At 55.4% G+C, this 22960-nt stretch carries 21 protein-coding genes; 13 read left to right on the forward strand and 8 right to left on the reverse strand.

The genetic code is table 11. From position 1 onward, the window contains the following. Positions 1-14 precede the first annotated feature (14 nt). Together kdpA and kdpF are read right to left on the reverse strand one after the other, a co-directional pair. Positions 15-1715: a potassium-transporting ATPase subunit KdpA gene (gene kdpA / locus AOA62_RS15500; protein WP_017136083.1), complete on the reverse strand. Its 1701-nt coding sequence runs from the start codon at positions 1713-1715 to the stop codon at positions 15-17. Between the two features lie 9 nt (positions 1716-1724). Next, positions 1725-1814: a K(+)-transporting ATPase subunit F gene (kdpF, locus tag AOA62_RS15505; RefSeq protein ID WP_003218754.1), complete on the reverse strand. Its 90-nt coding sequence runs from the start codon at positions 1812-1814 to the stop codon at positions 1725-1727. A 396-nt stretch (positions 1815-2210) separates the two neighbouring features. Between kdpF and eat the strand changes: the two genes are divergently transcribed. Then, the gene (gene eat / locus AOA62_RS15510; RefSeq protein WP_017136084.1) at positions 2211-3575 is read left to right on the forward strand and encodes an ethanolamine permease; all 1365 of its coding nucleotides are present in this window, start codon (positions 2211-2213) and stop codon (positions 3573-3575) included. A 111-nt stretch (positions 3576-3686) separates the two neighbouring features. Continuing rightward, entirely contained in the window at positions 3687-3854 is a 168-nt protein-coding gene (locus tag AOA62_RS15515) for a DUF2897 family protein (RefSeq protein ID WP_017136085.1), read from the forward strand. Between the two features lie 6 nt (positions 3855-3860). On the opposite strand, the gene AOA62_RS15520 is transcribed toward AOA62_RS15515, so the two are convergent. Both AOA62_RS15520 and AOA62_RS15525 read right to left on the reverse strand, forming a co-directional pair. Next, positions 3861-4709 carry a DUF1989 domain-containing protein gene (locus AOA62_RS15520; protein ID WP_099549087.1) on the reverse strand — a complete coding sequence of 283 codons (849 nt, stop codon included), beginning with the start codon at positions 4707-4709 and terminating at the stop codon, positions 3861-3863. A gap of 15 nt (positions 4710-4724) precedes the next feature. Then, the gene (locus AOA62_RS15525; protein WP_026013604.1) at positions 4725-5369 is read right to left on the reverse strand and encodes a GntR family transcriptional regulator; all 645 of its coding nucleotides are present in this window, start codon (positions 5367-5369) and stop codon (positions 4725-4727) included. 133 nt (positions 5370-5502) lie between these two features. Here AOA62_RS15525 and AOA62_RS15530 point away from each other — a divergent pair, with 133 nt between their 5' ends. Further along, the gene (locus tag AOA62_RS15530; protein ID WP_099549088.1) at positions 5503-6081 is read left to right on the forward strand and encodes a TetR/AcrR family transcriptional regulator; all 579 of its coding nucleotides are present in this window, start codon (positions 5503-5505) and stop codon (positions 6079-6081) included. 27 nt (positions 6082-6108) lie between these two features. Here AOA62_RS15530 and AOA62_RS15535 read toward each other — a convergent pair whose 3' ends face one another. After that, positions 6109-6441: a helix-hairpin-helix domain-containing protein gene (locus AOA62_RS15535; RefSeq protein WP_017136089.1), complete on the reverse strand. Its 333-nt coding sequence runs from the start codon at positions 6439-6441 to the stop codon at positions 6109-6111. Positions 6442-6552: 111 nt separating this feature from the next. Further along, positions 6553-8547 (reverse strand): nucleoside-diphosphate sugar epimerase/dehydratase, encoded by a 1995-nt coding sequence (locus AOA62_RS15540; protein WP_099549089.1) that lies wholly within the window; start codon positions 8545-8547, stop codon positions 6553-6555. Between the two features lie 1189 nt (positions 8548-9736). On the opposite strand from AOA62_RS15540, the gene wecB reads away from it, so the two are divergent. The 10 genes from wecB to AOA62_RS15590 all read left to right on the forward strand — a co-directional run bounded on the left by wecB (position 9737) and on the right by AOA62_RS15590 (position 22313). Next, positions 9737-10876: a non-hydrolyzing UDP-N-acetylglucosamine 2-epimerase gene (gene wecB / locus AOA62_RS15545; RefSeq protein WP_099549090.1), complete on the forward strand. Its 1140-nt coding sequence runs from the start codon at positions 9737-9739 to the stop codon at positions 10874-10876. Next, on the forward strand, positions 10873-12138 hold the full coding sequence (wecC, locus tag AOA62_RS15550; protein ID WP_099549091.1) for a UDP-N-acetyl-D-mannosamine dehydrogenase: 1266 nt from the start codon (positions 10873-10875) through the stop codon (positions 12136-12138). Before wecB ends, wecC begins: the two co-directional genes overlap by 4 nt. 136 nt (positions 12139-12274) lie before the next feature. Continuing rightward, on the forward strand, positions 12275-13519 hold the full coding sequence (locus AOA62_RS15555) for a hypothetical protein (RefSeq protein WP_017136092.1): 1245 nt from the start codon (positions 12275-12277) through the stop codon (positions 13517-13519). 2 nt (positions 13520-13521) lie between these two features. Continuing rightward, on the forward strand, positions 13522-13983 hold the full coding sequence (locus AOA62_RS15560) for a serine O-acetyltransferase (protein WP_026013606.1): 462 nt from the start codon (positions 13522-13524) through the stop codon (positions 13981-13983). Between the two features lie 16 nt (positions 13984-13999). Then, positions 14000-15622, forward strand: coding sequence for an O-antigen ligase (locus AOA62_RS15565; protein ID WP_099549092.1), 1623 nt, complete (start codon positions 14000-14002; stop codon positions 15620-15622). Beyond that, complete coding sequence (gene asnB, locus AOA62_RS15570) at positions 15622-17463, forward strand: asparagine synthase (glutamine-hydrolyzing) (RefSeq protein ID WP_099549093.1); 1842 nt, start codon at positions 15622-15624, stop codon at positions 17461-17463. The genes AOA62_RS15565 and asnB overlap by 1 nt, the downstream gene beginning before the upstream one ends. A gap of 60 nt (positions 17464-17523) precedes the next feature. Beyond that, a complete protein-coding gene (locus tag AOA62_RS15575) occupies positions 17524-19152 on the forward strand; it encodes a heparinase II/III family protein (RefSeq protein WP_099549094.1) in 1629 nt (542 codons plus the stop codon). 7 nt (positions 19153-19159) lie between these two features. Further along, positions 19160-20338: a glycosyltransferase family 4 protein gene (locus AOA62_RS15580; protein WP_017136097.1), complete on the forward strand. Its 1179-nt coding sequence runs from the start codon at positions 19160-19162 to the stop codon at positions 20336-20338. A gap of 2 nt (positions 20339-20340) precedes the next feature. Beyond that, entirely contained in the window at positions 20341-21300 is a 960-nt protein-coding gene (locus tag AOA62_RS15585) for an SDR family oxidoreductase (RefSeq protein ID WP_017136098.1), read from the forward strand. After that, the gene (locus AOA62_RS15590) at positions 21297-22313 is read left to right on the forward strand and encodes a glycosyltransferase family 4 protein (RefSeq protein WP_017136099.1); all 1017 of its coding nucleotides are present in this window, start codon (positions 21297-21299) and stop codon (positions 22311-22313) included. Before AOA62_RS15585 ends, AOA62_RS15590 begins: the two co-directional genes overlap by 4 nt. A gap of 60 nt (positions 22314-22373) precedes the next feature. Here AOA62_RS15590 and AOA62_RS15595 read toward each other — a convergent pair whose 3' ends face one another. Together AOA62_RS15595 and ihfB are read right to left on the reverse strand one after the other, a co-directional pair. Then, a complete protein-coding gene (locus AOA62_RS15595) occupies positions 22374-22601 on the reverse strand; it encodes a LapA family protein (RefSeq protein WP_026013607.1) in 228 nt (75 codons plus the stop codon). A 19-nt stretch (positions 22602-22620) separates the two neighbouring features. Continuing rightward, positions 22621-22914 carry an integration host factor subunit beta gene (ihfB, locus tag AOA62_RS15600; protein WP_003172657.1) on the reverse strand — a complete coding sequence of 98 codons (294 nt, stop codon included), beginning with the start codon at positions 22912-22914 and terminating at the stop codon, positions 22621-22623. Positions 22915-22960 lie beyond the last annotated feature (46 nt).

The raw sequence follows: 22960 nt of genomic DNA on the forward strand, positions 1-22960 counted from the left end.
TCCCCTCTAGCTCTTTATTTAGGAGCAGCCATGCTCAGGTGTTCAGCAATTGGGCCCAGTGCCAGCGTCGGCAGGAAAGTCAGGCCGCCCACCAGCAAAATGGTCACGGTCAACAGGGTCACGAACAGTGGGCCATGGGTCGGGAAGCTGTTCTGGCCAATCGGTGCGGTTTTCTTCATCGCCAGGCTGCCGGCAAGGGCCAGTACCGGGAGGATGTAGCCGAAGCGGCCGATCAACATACCCAGGCCCATCATCAGGTTGTGGAACGTGGTGTTGGCACTGAAGCCGCCGAACGCCGAGCCGTTGTTGGCACTGGCCGAGGTGTAGGCATACAACAATTGACTGAAACCGTGCGGGCCGGGGTTGCTGATGGCCCCCGCCGGACCCGGCAGGCTGGCGGCGATGGCGCCCAGTACCAGGGTGCCGATCGGCATCACCAGCAAAGTCACCACCAGCAATTGCACTTCCTTGGCCTGCAGCTTCTTGCCCAGGTATTCCGGGGTGCGGCCGATCATCAGGCCGGCGAGGAACACCGCGATCAACACGTTGAGCAACATGCCGTACATACCGGCGCCGACGCCGCCGAAGATCACTTCGCCGACCATCATGTTGACCAGCGCCACCATGCCGCTCAGCGGGTTGAGGCTGTCGTGCATACCGTTGACCGAACCATTGGACGCCGCTGTAGTGGTGACCGACCACAACACGGTGGCAGTGGTACCGAAGCGCACCTCTTTACCTTCCAGCGGCGCGGTTTGCTCAACAGCTGGGTTGTTCAGGGTGGGGTTGGGCTGGTATTCGGCCCACAGCGAGGTCGCGCCGCCGATCAGGAACAAGGCCAGCATACAACCGAGGATCGCCCGGCTCTGACGCAGGTCTTTCACGTAATGGCCGAAGGTGAACACCAGCGCCACCGGGATCAGGATGATCGCCGACAACTCGAACAGGTTGGCCCAGGCTGTCGGGTTCTCAAACGGGTGCGCCGAGTTGACACCGAAGAACCCGCCACCGTTGGTGCCCAACTGCTTGATCGCAATCTGGCTGGCTGCCGGGCCGAGTGGGATCACTTGGTCCACGCCCTGCATCGTCACGGCATTCACATAGTGCGCGAAGGTTTGCGGCACGCCCTGCCACACCAGGAACAACGCGAACACCAGGCACATCGGCAGCAGGCCGTAGAGGGTGGCGCGGGTCATGTCGACCCAGAAGTTGCCCAGGGTCTTGGTGGATTTACGCCCGATACCACGGCACAACGCGACCAGCACAGCCAGGCCAGTGGCGGCGCTGACGAAGTTCTGCACGGTGAGACCGATCATCTGGCTGAGATAGCTCAGCGAGGCTTCACCGCTGTAGTTCTGCCAGTTGGTGTTGGTCATGAAACTGACCGCCGTGTTGAAGGCCAGCGTCCATTCCTGACCCGGCAATTTCTGCGGGTTAAGTGGGAGATATTCCTGGAACAACAACACGGTAAACAGCAACACAAAACCGGCCAGGTTGAACGCCAGCAGTGCCAGCGTGTACTTCTGCCAGCTCTGCTCCTGGTGCTCGTCCACGCCGGACAAGCGATAACAGCCGCGCTCGACAGGGCCGAGCACGGGCGAGAGCCAGGTGCGCTGGCCTTCCATCACCTTGTAGTAGAACCGCCCCAGGAACGGTGCCGGCACCAGCACCACGGCAAAGAAGGCGATGATCAGCCAATAGTCATAACTGTGCATAGCCTGCTCCTAGTTCCGATCCGCGCGTAACAGCGCAACCAGCAGATAAATGAACAGCGCCACGGCCAATAGCAGTGACACCCCGTCCAGAACGCTCATGGAAGTCTCTCCGTTTTGCGGCGATTGCCGCGTGTGGGGCAATTGTCGGCAGGAGTGGCGTAAAGGAACGAGAGCGAGGGCATGGGCGGGGCGTAAAGACGGCGTAAAGAGTGGGTTTATGCGGGGTTTACAGGGGGATTTTCAGCGCCTGGGCGGGCCTCATCGCGGGCATGCCCGGCTCCCACCATTGAAATGCATTCCCTGTGGGAGCCGGGCTTGCCCGCGATGGCGTCGGTGAGGCCACCACCGCACCCATCTGGTGCGACGCCGAAAAAATTCAAACGCCAAACCGTCCCCATGGCGACAGTTCGGCGCCTTTACGACATGAGTTCGCGCAATGGCATGGCCGCTGCAACACCCAGTAATCATTCCAACCCGTTCAGGGAGCGCCACACGATGAACACACAACTCAAACCCACCTTGGGCACCCTGCATTTATGGGGCATTGCCGTCGGGCTGGTGATTTCCGGCGAATACTTTGGCTGGAGCTATGGCTGGGGCGTGGCCGGCACGCTGGGCTTTTTGGTGACCTCGTTGATGGTCGCCGCCATGTACACCTGCTTTATATTCAGTTTCACCGAACTGACCACCGCGATTCCTCACGCGGGCGGGCCGTTCGCCTACAGCCGTCGCGCCTTTGGCGAGAAAGGCGGTTTGATCGCGGGCCTGGCGACCTTGATCGAATTTGTCTTCGCACCACCCGCGATTGCCTTGGCCATCGGCGCTTACCTGAACGTGCAGTTCCCGGCACTCGATCCGAAACACGCGGCTGTGGGGGCCTACATCGTGTTCATGGGCCTGAATATCCTGGGGGTGAAGCTCGCCGCGACCTTTGAACTGGTGGTGTGCGTGCTCGCCGTCGCTGAATTGCTGGTGTTCATGGGCGTGGTCGCGCCGGCGTTCAGCTTCAGCAACTTTGCCCTGAACGGCTGGGCGGGTTCCGACACCTTTGGCGCACCGGCCATTGCCGGGATGTTTGCGGCCATTCCTTTCGCCATCTGGTTCTTCCTCGCCATCGAGGGCGCAGCCATGGCAGCTGAAGAGGCGAAAGATCCCAAGCGCACTATTCCAAAAGCCTACATCAGCGGCATCCTGACCTTGGTGATCCTGGCCATGGGCGTGATGTTCTTCGCCGGTGGCGTGGGCGACTGGCGCACCCTGTCGAACATCAACGACCCGCTGCCGCAGGCGATGAAAAGTGTGGTGGGCACCGGCTCCGGCTGGCTGCACATGCTGGTGTGGATTGGTCTGTTTGGCTTGGTGGCAAGCTTTCACGGCATCATCCTCGGCTATTCGCGGCAGTTCTTTGCCCTGGCCCGTGCTGGTTACTTGCCGCCGTTCCTGGCCAAACTGTCGCGTTTTCAGACACCGCACCGGGCCATTATCGCCGGCGGTGTGGTCGGTATCGCCGCGATCTACAGCGACGGCCTGATCAACCTGGGTGGCATGACGCTGACCGCAGCGATGATCACCATGGCGGTGTTCGGCGCCATTGTGATGTACATCATGAGCATGCTCAGCCTGTTCAAGCTGCGTAAGACCGAACCGCTGCTGGAGCGCACATTCCGCGCACCGGGCTATCCGATCGTGCCGGCTATTGCGCTGGTATTGGCGCTGGTGTGCCTGGTGGCCATGGCCTGGTTCAATGCGCTGATCGGCTTGATATTCCTGGGCTTTATGTTGGCGGGGTTCATCTACTTCCAGCTGACCGCCCAAGACCGTGCCGACGCACCGGCTGATGCGATGTTGACCGGGCGCTAAGGTTAACGAGGCGGAACAGGCCTACAATGAACTACTCAGAACGCCTGTTACTCAAAGCCGTTATTAGCGTGGGAACATCCTCCGACGCTGGTCCGCCTCAAGGAGAGCCTTATGCCGTGGTATGCGTGGTTGATTTTAGTGGTAGCGATCGGGTCGATCGTCGGTGGGCTGCTGATGCTGCGTGACAGCGCCAACAAGGTGGAACTCACCGACGAACAACGCAAACGCGTGGTCGAGCGCAACGCCCAGGCGGACGCCAAGGATGCGCAGGACCGCTGAAGCAGGTTATTCCCAGGCTGCCTTGGCAATATGCAAGCCGTGCTGCCCCTTGTAGGCAGCACGCTCAGGCTGGCTCCAGCCGTTGAGCAACGCCTCCTCCAAGCGATAGATCTCTACGCCCAGCGGGCGGCACACGGTCAATGGGTCTTGTGCGTCCGGCCCCCACATCGGTAGCGACAAGTCCCCGCCCGGGCACGTCGACAATGCGCAGAGCAAATCAATCTCGGCAAAAAACTCCAGGTAATCGCCCTTCTGCGCCGGGCAGGCTTTCATGAAGTACATGTCGTCATGATTAAGACCGGTGCACTGGAAAATATTCAGCACATCGTGCACGTCAAATTCGGTCAGGCCATGGGGCAGCACGGCGCGGGTCAAGTTGGAATGGCAATGGTGGTGGAAGTCTTCGCCGGTGAGCATGCGGTTCACATACGGGTCACAGCGAGTGCCGAGCAAATCGTGCAGGCGCCCACCGTGTTCATCGATGCCGTAGCCCGCCAGGCTGTCATCGGTGATGGTTACCAAGGGGCGCAGAAACGGCAGGTTCGACCATAACCGGTCATGGGTACTGACATGGGCGCCCTGCAACTGCCGCGTGCGTGCCGCCCATAGGCGTTCGCGCGGGTCATTGGCGTTCCACACGTTGAAATCGCCGACCTGTGGCCCTACCGGCGTTGTCACGCGAAACACATGCCCGGCCGGCACTTTCCACGCCCTGCCCGTGCGAATCGGCACTTCGAACTGCTCGATCAATGTGCGTTTACCCGCCTGGTCGCGAATACGTGCGTAGAAGGCCTTGTCCACTTGCAGCGCCGAGCCTTTGCTGACCTGATAGGCAGCCGGATAGTCTTTGTACATGGGTGCAATCCTCCATCAAGGGTAGTCAAACAGCGCCAGGGACAGCTGTTCAGAATCGTGCAGATAGAGGCTCATCGCCTCCTGCGCAGCTGGTTTATTGCCCTGCGCCAGCAAGGTGTAGATCTCACGATCACGCTCCAGCCAGGGCGACTGAAAACGTTGTTCATCGGGCGCCGCACAAAACACCAGGCGCAACTGAGCAATCACTTGGGCGAAAAACTCATCGAATAAAGGGCTGCGCATCAACCCGACAACGTGCTGGTGGAACACCAGGCTATGAGTGGCAACGGCGCGCCAATCTTCGCGCTCTCGCGCCAGCGTGGTGGCGTCGATGGCATTTTGCATACGCACGTCGTGGTCGCCCGTCAGCGTGCCACTCTGGGCGATGGCCTGCAGCTCAAGGGTACGGCGGACCACAAACAGGTCACGCACGTCGTCGCGCGCCACACGCCGGACCATCACGCCCTTGTTGCGCACATAACGGGTGAGCCCCTCCTGCCCCAAACGGTGTAACGCTTCGCGAATGGTATTGCGCGAGGCGTTGTAGCGCTTGACCAGGTCCACTTCGACCAGCGCTACACCTGGCAGCAGCCGCCCACCCATGATGTCGGCGCGCAGTTCAAGGGCAATCTGATCGGCTAGAGACAAGCTGAGCGTCATCATGGCACCTCGATTGTTGAACAATTCATGCAACGGATGTAATCACTTTTCATGCCAAGCCCGCTGAATACTGTCTCTATGGGTAAACAGGTTCGACTCCGCTAAAATGCGCACTCGTTCTCGAGGCCGTCCTATGCGTTATTCAACAGACCACAAAGCCCAGACTCACCAACGCATCATCAAGGAAGCCTCCGTACGATTTCGCCGCGATGGTATTGGCGCCACCGGCCTGCAGCCCTTGATGAAAGCGTTAAACCTGACACACGGCGGGTTCTACGCGCATTTCAAGTCCAAGGATGAACTGGTGGACAAAGCTCTTCTGGCCGCCGCCGCAGAGCTGGATGCCCATTGCGCAATGTTGTTCAGCCAGAAACGGCCGCTGGATGCGTTCATCGACAGCTACCTTTCGCAATGGCACCAGACCTCGCCGGGTGAAGGCTGCCCGCTGCCCACGATGTCGTCGGAGCTGGGCCTGCGAGGGCAGCATAGTCCGGTAACGGATGCGGTACTTGAAGCCAGGTTGACGCAGATCGACTCAGCATTGGAGCACCCAAAGGGGGAACACGAGAGCCTGGTACTGATGTCGACATTGGTGGGCGCATTGGTGTTGGCCAGAAGCGTCGAAAACCCGGAACTGGCAGCCCATATCATGGAAGTGGTACGCGGGTGTTTGAAAGAACAGGTCTCGGACAAACAGAAGGCCGGTCAATGACCGGCCTCTTGCCCAGGATTTACACCCTTAGTTGATTGCCAGCCTGTCGCGGTTTTTCTCCAGCAACGCCTTACCGATGCCTTTGACTTCCAGCAACTCGTCTACCGCCGTGAAAGGCCCGTTGCTGTCGCGATAGGCGATGATCGCCTTGGCCTTGGCGGCGCCAATACCGAACAGGTCGCGGCGCAGGACTTCAGCGTCGGCGGTGTTGAGATTGACCTTGGTGGATTGCTCGACGTTAGCCATCTGGGCCGTGATAGGCGCCGGGGCTTCGGGTTTGATGGAGGGGGCTGCGGTGGTTGCTACGGAGAGGCTGGTGAGGACTGCAAAGATCAGGGAAGAGATATAGGCGTTTTGCATTGGTGACACTCCATGACATCGGTAGAAGAAAAGCAGCTTTCCAAAAGCTGCTTTTCTAACTTAGGCGATGTGGGGAGAGAGTCAAAAACGGGTGAGTAACAGGGTGTTAACTCACGGCTCCAAACGGCGCTGCTGGTAGATCCAATCGACGATTTCGCCGTCGGGCGAGTAGCCACTGACTGTCTCGCGCAGGATCTGACGCACACGGGTGTAGTCGTCCTCACTCACCGCGCCGAGCAATTCGCTCAGTTTGCTTTTGAGTACGTCCCACGCCAGGTGATCCTCGTTGGCGCTCATAATCATCGGGTGCTGGGTAGCGACGACGTTGTTGCCGATCAGCAACTCCTCGTAAAGCTTTTCGCCTGGCCGCAATCCGGTGAACTCAATCGCGATATCCCCGAGAGGGTTTTTATCCGTGCGTACACTCAGCCCGGATAAATGAATCATCTTTTCCGCAAGCTCTACAATTTTTACGGGCTCACCCATGTCCAGAACGAACACGTCCCCCCCCTGCCCCATGGAACCGGCCTGGATCACCAGTTGGGCCGCTTCGGGGATGGTCATGAAATAACGCGTAATTTTTGGGTGTGTGACGGTCAATGGACCGCCGGCCTTGATCTGCCGGTGAAAAAGCGGAATCACTGAGCCGGAAGAACCCAGTACATTGCCGAACCTGACCATCGTGAAGCGCGTTTTGTTTACGCGGGCCACGCCAGACTTGTCGCCAAACATCACCGGCGCTTTTTCAACGCTGAGGGCTTGCAGGGCTAATTCTGCAAGGCGCTTGGTACTCCCCATCACATTAGTGGGGCGAACAGCCTTGTCGGTGGAAATCAGCACAAAGTTCACCACACCGGCCTTCAAGGCTGCCTGGGCGGTATTCAAAGTACCAATGATGTTATTCAAGACACCTTCGGCAATGTTGTGTTCGACAATCGGCACATGCTTGTACGCAGCCGCATGATAAACCGTGTCGACGTGCCAGCTCTTCATAACATCAAGTAATTTATTCTCGTCGCGTACCGAACCCAGAATGGGCAATAACTTAATGGGCATTGACTCATGCGCAACGCGGTGTTCAAGTTCGGACAGGATACTGTAGAGGTTAAATTCGCTGTGTTCGAACAAGAGTAAGGTCTTGGGTTTCTGCGTCAAAATCTGCCGGCATAGCTCAGACCCGATCGACCCCCCTGCTCCCGTGACCAAGACCGACTGGCCAACGATACAACGTGCAAGCAGGTCTTCCTGGGCTGGCACTGCATCACGCCCCAGCAAGTCGGCAATATCGACTTCCTGAATATCGTCGACCTTGACGCGGCCACTGGCCAGGTCCATAAAATCCGGAACACTGCGCACATGCAGCGGAAAACGCTCCAAGTTCGAGAGAATCTCACGCCTGCGCCCGCGGCCCGCCGAAGGCACTGCGAGCAATATCTGCTGAGCGCCTGTTGTGTCGATCATCTGCTGAATATGCTTGGGCTTGAACACCTGCAGCCCAGAGATGACACGACCTGCGATACTCCCGTCGTCATCGATAAAGGCGACCGGCCGCATGACACGCCCCATGCGCAACGCAGCAACCAATTGATTACCCGCCGAGCCGGCTCCGTAAATGGCAACTTTCGTCAAGCCATCATCACGATTGGTAAAGGGAACATGCTGTGCTGCAGAGAACCAATCCCCCATGAAGTACTGGCGCATCGCTAGTCTCAACCCGCCTACGGTAACCAGGCACAACCACCAATAATTGAAAATAACCGAGCGTGGAACAACGTATTGATGGTTGCTGTAAAGATAGACAGCCAAGCCAAGAATAAGTGAAGAAAGGCTCACCGCCTTGATAATAGTAATAAGTGCATCGTTACCAAAGTAACGCATGACGGCGCGGTACATGCCAAAGCGAACAAACAGGGGAATGGCAATAACCGGAGCGCTCACGAACAGCCATAAGTATCGCTGGATCGGTTGTTCCATCTCGGCAATTCCAAGCCGTACGACGAAGGCCAACCATAATGAAATCCACACCAGTACAATATCGACAAGCACCTGAAGAATGCGCTTGTGGCGGCGCGGCAGATTTAATAAAAAAACTCTCATCTTATCCATGCCCCTCTCCAACACTTTTCCACGCTCCTAGAATCAAAACCCTGCCCGCGAATAGACGAAAATAGCGATCCACAATGAATAACCCGCACTGAACAAAAATCGTACAGACGTGGCAACTGCATGAAAATCTCCTTTCAGAAAAATCGCACTCCTTTGACGACCTTTCCTTGGGTTAATAACCCCTATTCTGTACAGAAAATACCACGGTGGTACTCGACACCTACAGTAAACACCATAGATGGGATGATACCCTTGTTGTGTCGGAAATCCTTTGAAATCCTTTCTCAGCCCCAAAAAAAACCAGGACGGGTAGGCACTGACCCCTACGAAACCGCGGGGTTCGAGCGCTCACGAACAAAAAATGGCGAACACCTGACAAGCTGCTAGGCTTGGCCCGAGACGTTGAGTTGCAGCCGTATCATTAGCTAGCACAGCAACAGTATCGTATAGCAAAATGTAACAAAAATGGTCACCCTTAAAACAATACGAGAGAGGCTGATGCCACCGTCGATGTTCATTAATGGTATAGCTGGACTCTAAGTCCCTTAATCTAGAACGTCTCGCGAATGCCCTTTTAGAGCCAGTCGAACAGCTGTTCCATTCCAATCTTGGAAAAAACACGCCTAAAGAGGCTATACTCCGCAACGCGTTCACCTGCGCCGCTACAGCGGAAAGCGCTGTAGGAAAAATCTGTAAGCATCCGCCGCGACAAAATAATGACCGGATCACCCGCACTTGACGGTTGACTTTAATCATAGAGATGCTAATCCGCGATCATGTTTTAACGAAACTAACCAGCCCCAATGCAAGCCAATTTTTGCCTTGGAGCCGAATGGGAGGGATACTTTAGAGTATGCGCACTACTTGCTGAGTGATCATCGCAGGTGTACATACGCACTGCCAAACGGGACGAAAGGAGGACGCCCGAGAATTTTCACTAGACCCAGGCAAATGGCTTGGAATTCGCACGAACCTCAACTCACGGGCCTGCAACTGCCTGCGAGTGGAATTCCAAAAAATAACGCATGCACAACTATCAGATGTCATGTTTCCACTATCTGATTGTGCTGTCCCGCGGCCCTGCGCCCTGGCATAGCGTGTGCAAAAACGTATCACAACTGACGGCACCCTAATCCGCGGATTATGACGTAAGCGTGCATTGATTTTTACTTTAAGTAGCGGTGTTGCGATGACTTTAAGAACCCTGTGTGTATTCGGCACACGACCTGAAGCAATCAAAATGGCTCCCTTGGCGTTGAGCCTTGCAGCAGATGAGCGCTTCACTGCCAAGGTCTGCGTGACTGGACAGCACCGAGAAATGCTCGACCAAGTGCTCAGTCTCTTTGAAATCAAGCCTGATTTCGATTTGAACATCATGAAGTCCGGCCAGGATCTGACCGATGTCACGAGTGCCATCTTGCAGGGAATGAAAACTGTCTTCGCAACCTTCAAACCGGATATTGTCCTGGTCCATGGCGACACAGCGACGACGTTCGCCACCACATTGGCCGCTTACTATCACCAAATTCCTGTGGCTCACGTCGAAGCCGGCCTGCGCACCGGAAACCTCTATTCTCCGTGGCCTGAAGAGGCAAACCGCAAGCTGACTGGCGCTCTTGCGGCATTGCACTTCGCGCCCACTGAAACGTCCAGGCAGAATTTGCTGAGAGAGGGGGTCGCAAGCCAAAGCGTCCATGTGACCGGCAACACTGTCATTGACGCGTTGCTGGATGTGGTGGGCCGAATCAAGACCCGTCCGGCCCTGCAACAGCAATTTCACCAGCAGTTCTCGTTTCTGGGCGATTGCCAGCGAGTGATCCTGGTCACGGGTCATCGCCGCGAAAGTTTCGGCGGTGGCTTTGAGAATATCTGCCAGGCCTTGATCAATACGGCCCTGGAGTTCCCCGATGTCGAGATTGTGTACCCCGTTCACCTGAATCCGAATGTACGCGAGCCAGTCAATCGCCTGCTCAGCGACATCCAGAATATCCATCTGATCGAACCCCTGGATTATCTGCCCTTTGTGTATTTGATGGATCGCTCTTATCTAATTTTGAGTGATTCAGGTGGCATTCAGGAAGAGGCCCCCTCTTTAGGTAAACCTGTGCTGGTGATGCGTGACACCACAGAGCGTCCAGAGGCGGTTGACGCGGGCACAGTCAAACTTGTCGGGACTGAAATTGAGGCCATTACCTCTAACTTGAGAGTCTTGCTGACTGATGTTGAAGCCTATGGCCAGATGAGCTTCGCTCACAACCCCTATGGTGACGGAAAAGCATCCGCACGAATTCTCGATGTACTTTCACGAATTAAAAAGGCTAATTCATGAGCTTTGAAACTGTTTCTGTAGTCGGCCTCGGCTATATAGGGCTTCCGACGGCAGCTGTTTTCGCTGCACGTAAGAAAAAAGTCATTGGCGTCGACGTCAACCCGAACACAGTTGCAACCATCAACCGCGGCGAAATCCATATTATCGAACCGGATCTGGATATCGTCGTACGGGCCGCCGTTACCGAAGGCTATTTGCGGGCAACTCTAACCGCAGAGCCGGCCGATGCCTTCCTGATTGCCGTCCCGACACCGTTCAAGGGCGATCACGAACCCGATCTTTCCTACATCGAATCAGCCAGCCGAGCCATTGCTCCCGTCCTGAAAAAGGGTGACTTGGTCGTGCTGGAATCAACCTCCCCAGTCGGGGCTACCGAGCAAATGTCTGCCTGGCTGGCAGAAGCCCGTCCGGACCTGACATTTCCGCAAACCCATGGCGCAGAGTCGGACATCCGCATAGCGCATTGCCCTGAGCGCGTGCTGCCGGGTCACGTACTGCGGGAGTTGATCGAAAACGATCGCATCATCGGCGGGCTTACCAGCAAATGTTCAGAAGCTGCGCGGTCTCTGTATAAAACATTCGTTGAGGGTGAATGCATCATCACCGACGCCCGCACCGCCGAAATGTGCAAACTCACAGAGAACAGCTTTCGCGACGTGAATATCGCGTTTGCCAATGAACTGTCGATGATCTGCGACGAACTCAACATCAATGTATGGGAGCTGATCCGCCTTGCGAATCACCACCCTCGCGTTAATATCCTGCAACCTGGCCCCGGTGTGGGCGGTCACTGCATCGCTGTCGACCCCTGGTTCATTGTCAGCAAAACGCCCGCCCTGGCACGCCTGATCCGCACCGCAAGGGAAGTGAATGACAGCAAGCCAAAGTGGGTATTGGAGCAGGTTCAACTGGCTATCGGTCAATTCCTGCAGGAACACCCGTCGAAAACCGCCAAGGACGTTACGGTTGCCTGCCTCGGGCTGGCCTTCAAGCCGGACATCGACGACTTGCGTGAAAGTCCATCCTTAGAGATCACCGCACACATTGCCCAGTCCCATCCCGGTACTGTTCTGGCGATTGAACCGAATATCGCGCACCTGCCGGCTCGCCTTGAAGGTATTGCAACCCTGAGCGGAATCGATCAGGCGCTGTCATCTGCGCACGTGATTGTCCTGCTGGTCGATCACAGCGTATTCAAGAAAATCCCGGGCGCACGCCTGTCCTCGCTCAAAGTCATCGACACACGCGGTGTGTGGGCTTGAAAAAAGCTTGATGAATACCGCTTGGAAATCGACGCAAGCCGTTAGTATTGCGTCGGTTTCCGAGCACCGAGCTGGGCACGTTTGTTAAATGATCATGCAATTGCATTTGTCATGATGAGGTTCAAGAGGTTCTGGCATGGTCAATTTATTGATCCAGGTGCTGACACTGATAAGTGGCCTGGTTGTTAACTTTGTGATTCCCGGACTTTACGGCTTGGAAGCATACGGCGCATTCATCAAGGCCAACGTGCTGGTATTTTTATTTCAAAAACTGTTGGATATCGTCAATGAGCAGCTGATTGCCACCGTGGAGGCCGAGTACATTCTGGTGACTTCATTATTTATGGCCGTACTGATTTTTGTACTGTTCAGCGCTGTGAACCTGATTGACCACATTGGCAACCCACTCCTGCTTGGGGTGATGCTTTTGAGCTCGGCATGCCTGTTATCGCTGTTCGGGCTACGCCTGCAACGCTGGATCGTGGCCTACCTGGTGCTATTTCTTGGCGTGTTTTTCACGCTCCTGTTTATCAGCTACCAACAAATAGTCTCGCTGACTATCGTCGACATACTGATTCTGACCAACTTGATTCCGTGCGCGTTTGCGGTAGCGGTGCTGTTTTTCAAAGGTGCGAAACTGCCCGTCGGCAAACAGCTGCTGCAGACCTGCCAAGGTGTGCTGCTGTTATTACCCAGAATGATATCCATCACCCTGGTGTTCAATCTGTTCACCAACATCTTGCCCTTCATTCTTTCCAAGAGCCTGCCCGTGCGCGACCTTGGATTGTTCAGGGTCATCGTCTCGATCATTCAATCCGCTACCAGCCTGTTCCCCATCAACGTCAGGGCAGTGTTTGTCGCCTTCGTCTCGGGCGGGCAACGCCAAGCGCAATATAGAATCATCACGTCGATCGCTATTTTCTACTTCGCGTTGGTAGGCTTATCGGGGTACGCAGCGGTTTGGCTGTTCCCTCAGTACTCGAACTATCTGGTGATGCTGCCCTGCCTGCCAGTGCTGTACTGGGCAGTGGTGACAGAGCGCTATCTGGTCGCCTCCGGCCTGCACCGTAAAGTCATCGTGGCAAACCTTGTCATTGCGCCACTGGCCATAACGAGCATGATTCTGTTTGTCAAAGACTTGAACCAGGCACAGTTGTTCTACGCTATCGGGTTCTCGGCCTACTTGTTGTTCCTGCACATAAGCTGCCGTCCTGGCATTCGCTTGCCGGTAGTTTTTTGGGTCGCCTTACTCTCTCCCCTGACTATCTTTTTGACACACATCAGCCTGGTCTGGGCCGTGCTGTATATGTGCTCGCTCATGATCATTGCAGTGGGAGCACTCCAGCTTCGACCCGCTGATCTTCGCACGCTGAGGTTTTAACCGTGAACGCAGTAAAACTTTATCGAGTTGGAAACTGGCTGCACCGGCGTCGAGTGCCGTTATTACCAGGCCTTGTTCGAAATGTGATTTTCCTACTGTTCAACTCTTACATTCCAATTACCGCAACGATCGGAAGGGGCACGATATTCGCCTATGGCGCGATCGGCGTTGTACTGCACGCAAATGCCAAGGTTGGCGACGGCTGTGTGCTGGGCCAAGGCATCACCATCGGCGCCGCTGAGGGTTATGTCACCAGCGAGATCAATCGCTGCCCCGTCATCGGTGACAACTGCTACATAGGGGCCGGGGCAAAGATCATTGGCGATATCGTCATCGGCAATAACTGTCAAATTGGCGCTTCAGCGGTCGTATTGAAAGACGTGCCTGATAATTCAATCGTTGTGGGAATACCCGCAAAAGTGATTGGACAAACAGCCAGCGACTATAAAGCCATACGCCCTTGAACAATGGAGTACCGCAATGCGTCAACCTGACTGCGTAAAAAATTCCATGGCGATCACGGCGGCAGCGCTCATCGCCATTTTATTTATGCTGGATCCTGGCGTGCTTTTCTACACGGCCATTATCGGCAGCGCTTTATTGGTATTGACGGCCATCATGTCGCCTTGGCTGGGTTTATTGGCGCTATTCCCATTGGCCTTTGCTCTCCACCCCGCGCCCACTTCGTTGGGCGCTCAGGAAGTGGCGTTTGCTGCCCTGCTGGTGGCGGTATTCCTCAGCGCATTGATCAAATTGCTCCGTACTCTGGGTTTTACATCGGTCCTGCGCCTGTTCGCCGCGCCATTGCTAATAGGCCTTGGGTTTCTAGTGCTGAACCTGGTTGTAGCGATGTACCACCATGTTCCGATGACTGATTGGCTCAGAGGGGTAGTGCCCTTTCTGTTTATCTATGCACTGATCCCGATCTGCGCTCTTGTAGGCCGCGAAGAAAACAACGTTCGTTGGCTCGGCGCTTCGGTGGGAACCCTGATTTTATTGACCGCAGGCTACATCGTTTTCTATTACTTCTATCACGGTCTGTGGCAGCCGTACTGGACCCTTGAGGTCAACGGGGAGATGGTAAAAATCCCTTATGAAGAAGCGCTGCGCAACGTTAACGCACAGGGCCCAATGCGTGATCGCATCACCATGGTGCTGGCGCAAGCAACCGACGCGATCCTGCCGCTGGGCATGGTGCTCGGCTATGTCGTCGGCACGCTGACCCCTGACCGAAGGGTTGCATGGATCAGTGGCCTGATATCGCTGCTGTGCACAGCCGCCGTGCTGATCACATTCACACGAAGCATGCTGATCAGTGCACTTCTCGTCATTGGCTTGTTCGCGCTCTATACCTTTTTCGCGCGCAGGCACTTATGGCTAAAAGTGGTATCCGGCATTGTCATTCAAGCGCTGTTTTGCCTTGTGTTTATTTTTGCCACCGGCATGCAAGACGTATGGCTCGGGCGCATGAACTCCCTGGCGAATACTGCATTACCTATCGCAACCTCTTCCATTGCGTCCATGGGAGAGAAACACACGCAGCCTGACGCTACGGCGCCTGTAGTCTCCGAGTCCAAGCCCGCTGCCAACGAGAAGCAGGACTTCAACGTCTCTTCCCGGGTACAGGAATATAAAATCGCCTGGCGCATGTTTCAGGACCACCCCGCGCTGGGCAATGGTATCGGGATCAAACACGAGATGCGCTGGGAGAAGCCCGGCGGTGATTCATTCACGGAGTCAGTTGGCTATATCCATAACTGGCCACTGTACATGCTGATGGTCGGCGGCGTCTTAGGGCTGCTGATGTACATCACTGTCCTCGGTGCTCCCGTTTTATATCGGTTCACCACTCTAAAGTCCGACCCCGCTCACCTCACCGTGATTCGCACGGCGGTCATAACGCTGGCGATCTACGGGTTGTTCTTCGCGGTGTTTCGCCTGATCTCTTTCAACTTACTGCTCGCAGCAGCTTGGGGCGTAATGCTGGCGCATAAGCATTCAAATCAAATGATGGGTACCGCCTTGCCTGACGGGCATACAGCGTCACTCTCCAACACCAGGCCGGAAACGGTCGTCAAAGACCCCAGGGAGACGTCGGTATAATGTGTGGCCTCAGCTTTTTTGCAGTCAAAGACGGTGTACCCGAGACCCAGGCCCAAATGGAAAAAAGCCTGGCGGTTACACGGCACCGTGGCCCGGATGCATCCGGTACCTATTTCGCCAGTGTCGCGGGCTATCAGGTAGGGCTAGGACACAACAGGCTGAGCATCCTGGATTTGTCACCGACTGGCAGCCAGCCGATGTTTGCCGACAATCATGGTGTAAGTATCGTGTTCAATGGCGAGGTGTTTAACCATCACGAATTGCGCCGGCAACTGATCGAAAAAGGCTATACCTTCAAAGGCACCTCCGATACCGAAGTTATCCTGCAATTGTACGTAGAACATCAAGAGCAGGCCTTTGCACTGCTTGAAGGCATGTTCACGTTTGTCATATTGGATGAGCCGCGCCAAAAAACCTTTCTGGTAAGGGACGTCGTTGGCATCAAGCCGGTGTATTGCTACACCGGCGTCGACGGCTTCTACGCCTGCTCAGAAATCCGCGGCCTGAAATGTTTTTCGCAGGTAAACACCGACATAGACCCTGATGATGTCTTTGAGTTTTTCAACAACGGCTTTCTCTACGAGCCCAACACGGGCTACACATCCATCAAGAAACTGATGCCCGGTAGTTACCTGGCGTTCGACCTGGCAACCGGCAAGATGACAACCCAGCGTTACCAGAGCGCCATGAACTTCAAGACCGAGCAAAGCCTCGTGCAGGATGTGCGTTCTGCCGTGACGCGCCAATTGGAAGCGGACGTCCCGGTCGGGGTATTTTTCAGTGGTGGCGCAGACTCCAGCATCCTGGCAAGTTTCACCGGTGATGCTGACTTATTTTTTGCACAGTACGACGCAACGGACGACTCCGCTGTCGATACGAAGTTTTCCGCCAGGATCGCCGAACACCTTGGCAAAAAGCTGGTGGTCACGGAGATTCTCGACTCAGATATAGACCCCTTCGAGTCCATCGACTTCGTCGCTGCCAACACCGAAGAACTGGTATCCGACTATACGTTCTGGGCAACCTACCGCTTGTCCACCGAAGCCAGGAAAAGTGGATATACCGTCATGCTCAGTGGCATGGGCGGAGATGAGGCGTTTGCAGGTTACCCACGCTACACAGTACTCAAGCATCACACACTCATCAGGCTGCTGTATCCCGTATTAAGTACACTGCTAAAACTCAAGTTATTTCCAAAGCGGCTCGACAAAAAGTTCGAACGGTTGGTGTCCTATGCTCAGGAAAACTATTGGCCCCTGGCGTATTCGCGCATGCTGGGGTACTTCTCCCGCCAAGAGTTGCAGGGCTTTTTTCGTGACTACAACGAGCTTGAACGACACTACAAGCAACGCCTGTCCGGCGTAATGGATCAGTACAGCGGCGCCGTTGAAGACAAAGTCAAATGTGCACAGCATTTTGACCAGACAGGCTTCTTGAGCCATAACCTGAGTGTCTCGGACAAGGCCAGTATGCTGGCCAGTATCGAACTGCGCGTCCCCTTGCTGGACGAGCGCGTGGTGGCCAGCGGTCTTGCAACCTCAAGTGCAGATTTGCTTAAAGGCGGAGCGCCAAAGGCCCCACTCAAGGAGCTGCTGAAAAGTCTGCTTCCCGCCTCATTGGTTGATCGCCCCAAAACAGGCTTCAACCCACCTCTGGATGGCATTATCCAACGCATAGGCCAACAACGCCTGCTCACCGAGTTCGAGCGCATCTACACCTATGTGGCCCGAGGAGAGGTGGAAAAATTAGTGAACAATCATTTTTCAGGCAGCGCAAACAACACCTACAAACTCTGGCAGGTGTTGTACTTCGAGCGCTGGCTGAAAATAAATTTCCCTTAACTGGCGTCAGTCAATACTCACTACTTTAAGTTTCAAGTGACTGACCTAAGCAGGACGTTGATGCAACGAATAATCAAGCTCTACCACACCGTTAAAATGCTGCGATTGAAGCAGGTTGTTTACCGTCTTTACTATCGCTTCGCTAAAGTTCGGCCTTTTTCGGCGCAAGGCTTTACCCGGCGCCCCGGAATTAACCTGGCGAAGGCTCCCCATTGGTGTGCCTCGCGCTTCGGTGCCGACGAACAGTTTGAATTCATGGGCCTGACGGCGCCGATTGATTGGCACGATCAGACACGCCCGAAAATTTGGCAATACAACCTGCATTATCTGGATCATCTGGCCTCTTCAGGCGAAGACCGAAGAGACTTCGACACGCGCCTGGTCAACAGTTGGATCACAAACAACGCCCCCTTTCATGGATGCGGCTGGGAACCCTACACGCTCTCTTTACGCATCGTAAATCTGATCAAGTGGCTGCAACAACAACCGAGCCTGGAACCGCACTGGCTGGACAGCCTGGCTACACAGGCCCACGCGCTGTCTGAACAGATCGAATATCACATTCTCGCTAACCATTTGTTCGTGAATGGCAAGGCACTGGTGTTTGCCGGGAGCTTTCTGAACGGCGATCGGGCAGACAGCTGGCTGTCCAAGGGTTTGAAGATCCTTGATGAGGAAATCAAGGAGCAGTTTCTGGCGGACGGTGCGCACTTCGAACTTTCACCCATGTACCACGCGTCTCTTCTTTGGGACATCTGCGACCTGCTGAACCTGGCCACTCACTCCGAGCTGCCGGAACTTAACATTCGCAAAAACCAATGGAAGCACCAGATTGAGCAAGGCCTGGTCTGGTTACGCAGCCTCCAGCACCCGGATGGTGGCATTGCGTTCTTTAATGACTCGGCATTCGGCATTGCACCCACACTGCTCGATATAGAGGCGTACGCGCTTGAATTGGGATGCCGTGCGCCCAATGACATGCCCACCGCTACGATTGCAGCTGTACACCAGGCTGAAAGTGGCTACGTGGCGATCAATTTTGGCGATCAGTGCAAAGCATTGTTGAACCTTGCGCAGGTTGCGCCTGATTACCAGCCAGGTCATACCCATGCGGACACCCTGAGCTTCGAACTCAGCCTGTTTGGACAGCGCGTGTTCGTCAACTCTGGAACGTCTCAATACGGCGAAGACGCGGAACGTCAACGGCAACGCAGCACGGCAGCGCACAACACAATAGAAGTGAACGGTGAAAACTCATCTGAAGTCTGGGCCGGATTCAGGGTCGCACGACGCGCACGCACCTGCGTGGGTAAGCTGGAACACACAGTCGACACCGTACGTGTCAGTGGCAGCCATGACGGCTACCTGCGTCTACCGGGGAAAAACCTGCACGTTCGCGAGTGGGTTGCGATGGCCGGTGAATTACAGGTGATAGATTCCGTCTCCGGCACATTTGATCAAGCTGTATCAAGGCTATTTTTACACCCTGATATCCGCACCACTCAACAAGGCAACACGGTAACGATCACCCTGCCCGGCGGTCAGGTCGCTGTCGCGACACTAGAGGGCGCAACCCGGATCAATGTGGTGTCTTCCACATGGCATCCGGAATTCGGCAAGTCTGTTCCCAATCAGTGCATCGTCGCTGAAATGTCGACAGACAAACTGACCACCCGCATAACCTGGTGAGGCTTACGTGAAACTTTTGATTTTGAGCTTTTACTACCAGCCTGATCTGTCAGCCGGTTCATTCCGCACGACAGCACTGGTAGACGCACTTCTGGAGCAACTCCCTGCAGACGCCCATATTGAGTTGATCACAACCCTGCCGAATCGCTACAGCTCCTTCAGCAGTCAAGCCCCGGAACTGGAGAAGCACCCGAGGCTCACCATCCGCCGAGTGGCCCTGCCTGGCCACAAGAGCGGGATGGTCGATCAAGCAAGAGCGTTTCTGGTGTATGCCAACGCTGCACGCAAGATTGTGCGAAACCAAGACTACGATCTTGTCTATGCGACTTCTTCACGCCTGATGACCGCTACGCTGGGAGCGGTGATCGCACGCACAAAACGAACGCCGCTCTACTTGGATATACGCGATATCTTTGTCGACACGATCAAGGATGTGCTGTCCAAAGAAAAAGTCTGGTTGCTTAAACCCTTATTATCGCTGGTTGAACGTTTTACCATTCACTCGGCGCAAAAGGTCAACCTGGTCTCTGAAGGTTTTCTTCCTTACTTCAAATCACGCTATCCCGACCAACGCTACTCCACCTATACGAATGGCATCGATGGCGAATTCCTGGATGCGCAACCCGTCGCTGAAGAAAAGGTGCCCAGCCCGATCCTGGACATTGTCTATGCGGGAAATATCGGTGAAGGCCAGGGGCTGCACAACATTATCCCCCAACTGGCCAAACAACTTGAAGGGAAGGTGCGATTCCGCGTGATCGGCGACGGAGGCCGGATCGAGCTGTTAAAACAAGCCATTGTCACTCACGCCTGTACTAACGTTGAACTCTTGAAACCGGTCAAGCGCGAACAATTGATCGAGGCTTATCAGTCGGCGGATGTGCTTTTCCTGCATTTGAACGACCACGACGCCTTCCGCAAGGTCTTGCCATCAAAAGTCTTTGAATACGCTGCACTGGGCAAACCGATCTGGGCGGGCATCTCTGGTTACGCAGCCAGTTTTGTCTCTGAACATATTGAAAACGCTGCCGTGTTTGCGCCGTGTGACGCCGCCGCAGGGATCCAGTCCTTCAAGACTCTCAATATTATGACGCGCCCGCGCCATGCCTTCGTCGAGCGTTTCGCACGTGGCCGCATCATGCGCGAAATGGCGAAAGATGTTCTTTCACTCACAGGAACTCCTTGATTATGCAAATCCTCCTGACGGGAGCGAGTGGCTTTGTCGGTAGCGGGTTAATCGCGCCACTGCTTAAACGCCAGCACTCGATTACCGCTGCTGTACGCGAGCTCAAGGCCGATCTTGATACGCGCGTCAACCAGCGCCTTATCGGCGGGCTATCCGACGATCAGGATTGGCAGGTGTTGCTCGAGAGCCAAGAAACGGTGATCCACCTGGCCGCCCGGGTCCATGTCATGAGTGACGCATCCACCGATCCACTTGCCGAATACCGGCGGATCAATGTCGAAGGCACCTTAAACCTGGCCCGCCAAGCGGCGGCTGCCGGGGTTAAGCGCTTTATATTTATCAGCTCGATCAAGGTCAATGGCGAGAGCACGGCGACTGGCGTGCCGTATACGGCTGACGGTCCCACAACCCCTACCGACCCTTACGGCATCTCCAAAAAGGAAGCAGAGCAAGGCCTGCGAAAACTGGCTTCTGAAACTGGCATGGAAGTGGTGATCATTCGTCCCGTATTGGTCTACGGACCCGGCGTTCAAGCGAACTTCCTGAGCATGATGCGCTGGTTGCATAAAGGCCTGCCCTTGCCCTTTGGCGCCGTGAACAATCGACGCAGCCTGGTTGCCCTGGACAACTTGATTGATTTGATTGTGACGTGCACCGAGCACCCCGCTGCCGCCAATCAAACCTTCCTGGTCAGTGACGGGGAGGACCTCTCGACCACAGCGCTTTTGCGTCGAATGGGAACGGCTCTGAACAAGCCCGCACGCTTGCTACCTGTGCCGAGTTGGTTGCTGCAAACCGGCGCCACTGCGCTGGGTCGCCGGGCACTCGCTCAAAGGCTATGCGGCTCCCTGCAGGTCGATATTGGCAAGACCCGCGAACTGCTGGGCTGGACACCGCCGAGCAGCGTTGACCAGGCACTGAGTAAAACAGGTAAACACTTTTTGGAACGGCAAACTAAATGAATATGTGGTGGTTGTTACCGGCTGTGACGATTGTCGCACTCCTTTTAACGGGGGCCTTGCGTCATTACGCTCTGGCTCGAAGCCTGATCGACATCCCGAATGCGCGCAGCTCGCACGTCGTGCCTACGCCCAGGGGCGGTGGTGTCTCGATCGTCGTCAGCTTTCTGTTAGCGCTATTGCTGACTGCCAGCCTTGGCCTGATTACATGGCCACTCACGTACGCATTATTCGGCGCCGGGACCGGCATCGCGGTATTGGGTTTTTTGGACGACCATGGCCATATCAGCGCACGTTGGCGCCTGCTAGGGCACTTTATAGCCGCGGCATGGGCACTGTTCTGGATCGGTGGCCTGCCGCCGCTGGTGGTGGCGGGATTCGCCGTCGACTTGAGCTGGATCGGCCATATGCTGGCAGCGGTCTACCTGGTATGGCTGCTGAACTTGTATAACTTCATGGATGGAATTGATGGAATAGCCAGCGTCGAGGCTATTTGCGTATGCCTTGGCAGTGCGCTGCTCTATTGGCTAACAGGTCATGAGCTGATCGCGTTTACACCGTTATTACTGGCGTTTGCAGTGGTTGGCTTTCTGTATTGGAACTTCCCAAAAGCCCGTATCTTCATGGGCGATGCGGGCAGTGGGTTCCTCGGCATCACGCTGGGGGTGCTGTCGCTGCAAGCGGCCTGGGTCTCGCCGCAGCTACTGTGGAGCTGGCTGATCCTGCTGGGTGTGTTTATCACTGATGCGACATGGACCTTGCTGCGCCGCCTGCTCAGAGGCGACAAAGTCTATGAGGCCCACCGCAGCCACGCCTACCAGTTCGCTTCTCGCCAGTTCGGTAAACACGCACCCGTTACCCTGGTGGTAGCGGCAATCAACATTGGATGGCTGTTACCTATGGCGCTGCTCGTGGGCAACGGCACGGTGGATGGCTTTCTGGGACTGCTGGTGGCCTATCTGCCGCTGATAGCGTTGGCGGTAAAGTTCAGGGCTGGAGAGAAAGAACCGAATTGAACCAGTGCAAAGGGGCGGCGATCGCCTCCCCTTCCTTCCACTCATCAATAGTGGCCAGGATCAAACTCGAGTCTTGCGCCGCGCCCTGGCAACCCACGCCATCAGTGGGCCAACAAGCATTCCGACCAATAAAGCGAGCACTACGAAAACAGAAATTGGTAACTGCGGGGCTGTCCAACTCAGGAACTGCAGAGAAACCGACTGTTGATTTTCCAGCACAAATGCCACGATGCACAGCAGCAGCACCAACACTACCAGCATTGCAATAACACGCGTCAATCTACTCATGCCCACTCCCTCACGAGTATCAAACCTCGTCTTCATCCTCATTAACTCGATCGCGCAATTCCTTGCCCGGCTTGAAGTGAGGCACAAACTTGCCGTCAAGGCTGACGGATTGCCCGGTTTTCGGGTTGCGACCCACTCGCGGTGCACGGTAGTGCAGGGAGAAACTGCCAAAACCACGGATCTCAATCCGATCCCCGGTAGCCAGGCATTGGGACATCTGTTCAAGCATAGTCTTGATAGCCAGCTCTACATCCTTGGATGAAAGCAGCCCTTGATGGGTGACAATTCGTTCGATCAACTCCGACTTCGTCATATTTTTCCCTTCTTTTTCAAGCAGCTAGGAAAAGCGCTTCGAAGGT

The organism is Pseudomonas sp. 2995-3, from assembly GCF_002742565.1.
In the GTDB taxonomy this organism is placed as follows: domain Bacteria; phylum Pseudomonadota; class Gammaproteobacteria; order Pseudomonadales; family Pseudomonadaceae; genus Aquipseudomonas; species Aquipseudomonas edaphica.

What these genes read in the sequence shown, in the direction of transcription:
- kdpA (WP_017136083.1), bottom strand. Translation starts at nt 1,715, where the DNA reads ATGCACAGTTATGACTATTGGCTGATCATCGCCTTCTTTGCCGTGGTG.
- kdpF (WP_003218754.1), bottom strand. Translation starts at nt 1,814, where the DNA reads ATGAGCGTTCTGGACGGGGTGTCACTGCTATTGGCCGTGGCGCTGTTC.
- eat (WP_017136084.1), top strand. Translation starts at nt 2,211, where the DNA reads ATGAACACACAACTCAAACCCACCTTGGGCACCCTGCATTTATGGGGC.
- AOA62_RS15515 (WP_017136085.1), top strand. Translation starts at nt 3,687, where the DNA reads ATGCCGTGGTATGCGTGGTTGATTTTAGTGGTAGCGATCGGGTCGATC.
- AOA62_RS15520 (WP_099549087.1), bottom strand. Translation starts at nt 4,709, where the DNA reads ATGTACAAAGACTATCCGGCTGCCTATCAGGTCAGCAAAGGCTCGGCG.
- AOA62_RS15525 (WP_026013604.1), bottom strand. Translation starts at nt 5,369, where the DNA reads ATGACGCTCAGCTTGTCTCTAGCCGATCAGATTGCCCTTGAACTGCGC.
- AOA62_RS15530 (WP_099549088.1), top strand. Translation starts at nt 5,503, where the DNA reads ATGCGTTATTCAACAGACCACAAAGCCCAGACTCACCAACGCATCATC.
- AOA62_RS15535 (WP_017136089.1), bottom strand. Translation starts at nt 6,441, where the DNA reads ATGCAAAACGCCTATATCTCTTCCCTGATCTTTGCAGTCCTCACCAGC.
- AOA62_RS15540 (WP_099549089.1), bottom strand. Translation starts at nt 8,547, where the DNA reads ATGGATAAGATGAGAGTTTTTTTATTAAATCTGCCGCGCCGCCACAAG.
- wecB (WP_099549090.1), top strand. Translation starts at nt 9,737, where the DNA reads ATGACTTTAAGAACCCTGTGTGTATTCGGCACACGACCTGAAGCAATC.
- wecC (WP_099549091.1), top strand. Translation starts at nt 10,873, where the DNA reads ATGAGCTTTGAAACTGTTTCTGTAGTCGGCCTCGGCTATATAGGGCTT.
- AOA62_RS15555 (WP_017136092.1), top strand. Translation starts at nt 12,275, where the DNA reads ATGGTCAATTTATTGATCCAGGTGCTGACACTGATAAGTGGCCTGGTT.
- AOA62_RS15565 (WP_099549092.1), top strand. Translation starts at nt 14,000, where the DNA reads ATGCGTCAACCTGACTGCGTAAAAAATTCCATGGCGATCACGGCGGCA.
- asnB (WP_099549093.1), top strand. Translation starts at nt 15,622, where the DNA reads ATGTGTGGCCTCAGCTTTTTTGCAGTCAAAGACGGTGTACCCGAGACC.
- AOA62_RS15575 (WP_099549094.1), top strand. Translation starts at nt 17,524, where the DNA reads ATGCAACGAATAATCAAGCTCTACCACACCGTTAAAATGCTGCGATTG.
- AOA62_RS15585 (WP_017136098.1), top strand. Translation starts at nt 20,341, where the DNA reads ATGCAAATCCTCCTGACGGGAGCGAGTGGCTTTGTCGGTAGCGGGTTA.
- AOA62_RS15590 (WP_017136099.1), top strand. Translation starts at nt 21,297, where the DNA reads ATGAATATGTGGTGGTTGTTACCGGCTGTGACGATTGTCGCACTCCTT.
- AOA62_RS15595 (WP_026013607.1), bottom strand. Translation starts at nt 22,601, where the DNA reads ATGAGTAGATTGACGCGTGTTATTGCAATGCTGGTAGTGTTGGTGCTG.
- ihfB (WP_003172657.1), bottom strand. Translation starts at nt 22,914, where the DNA reads ATGACGAAGTCGGAGTTGATCGAACGAATTGTCACCCATCAAGGGCTG.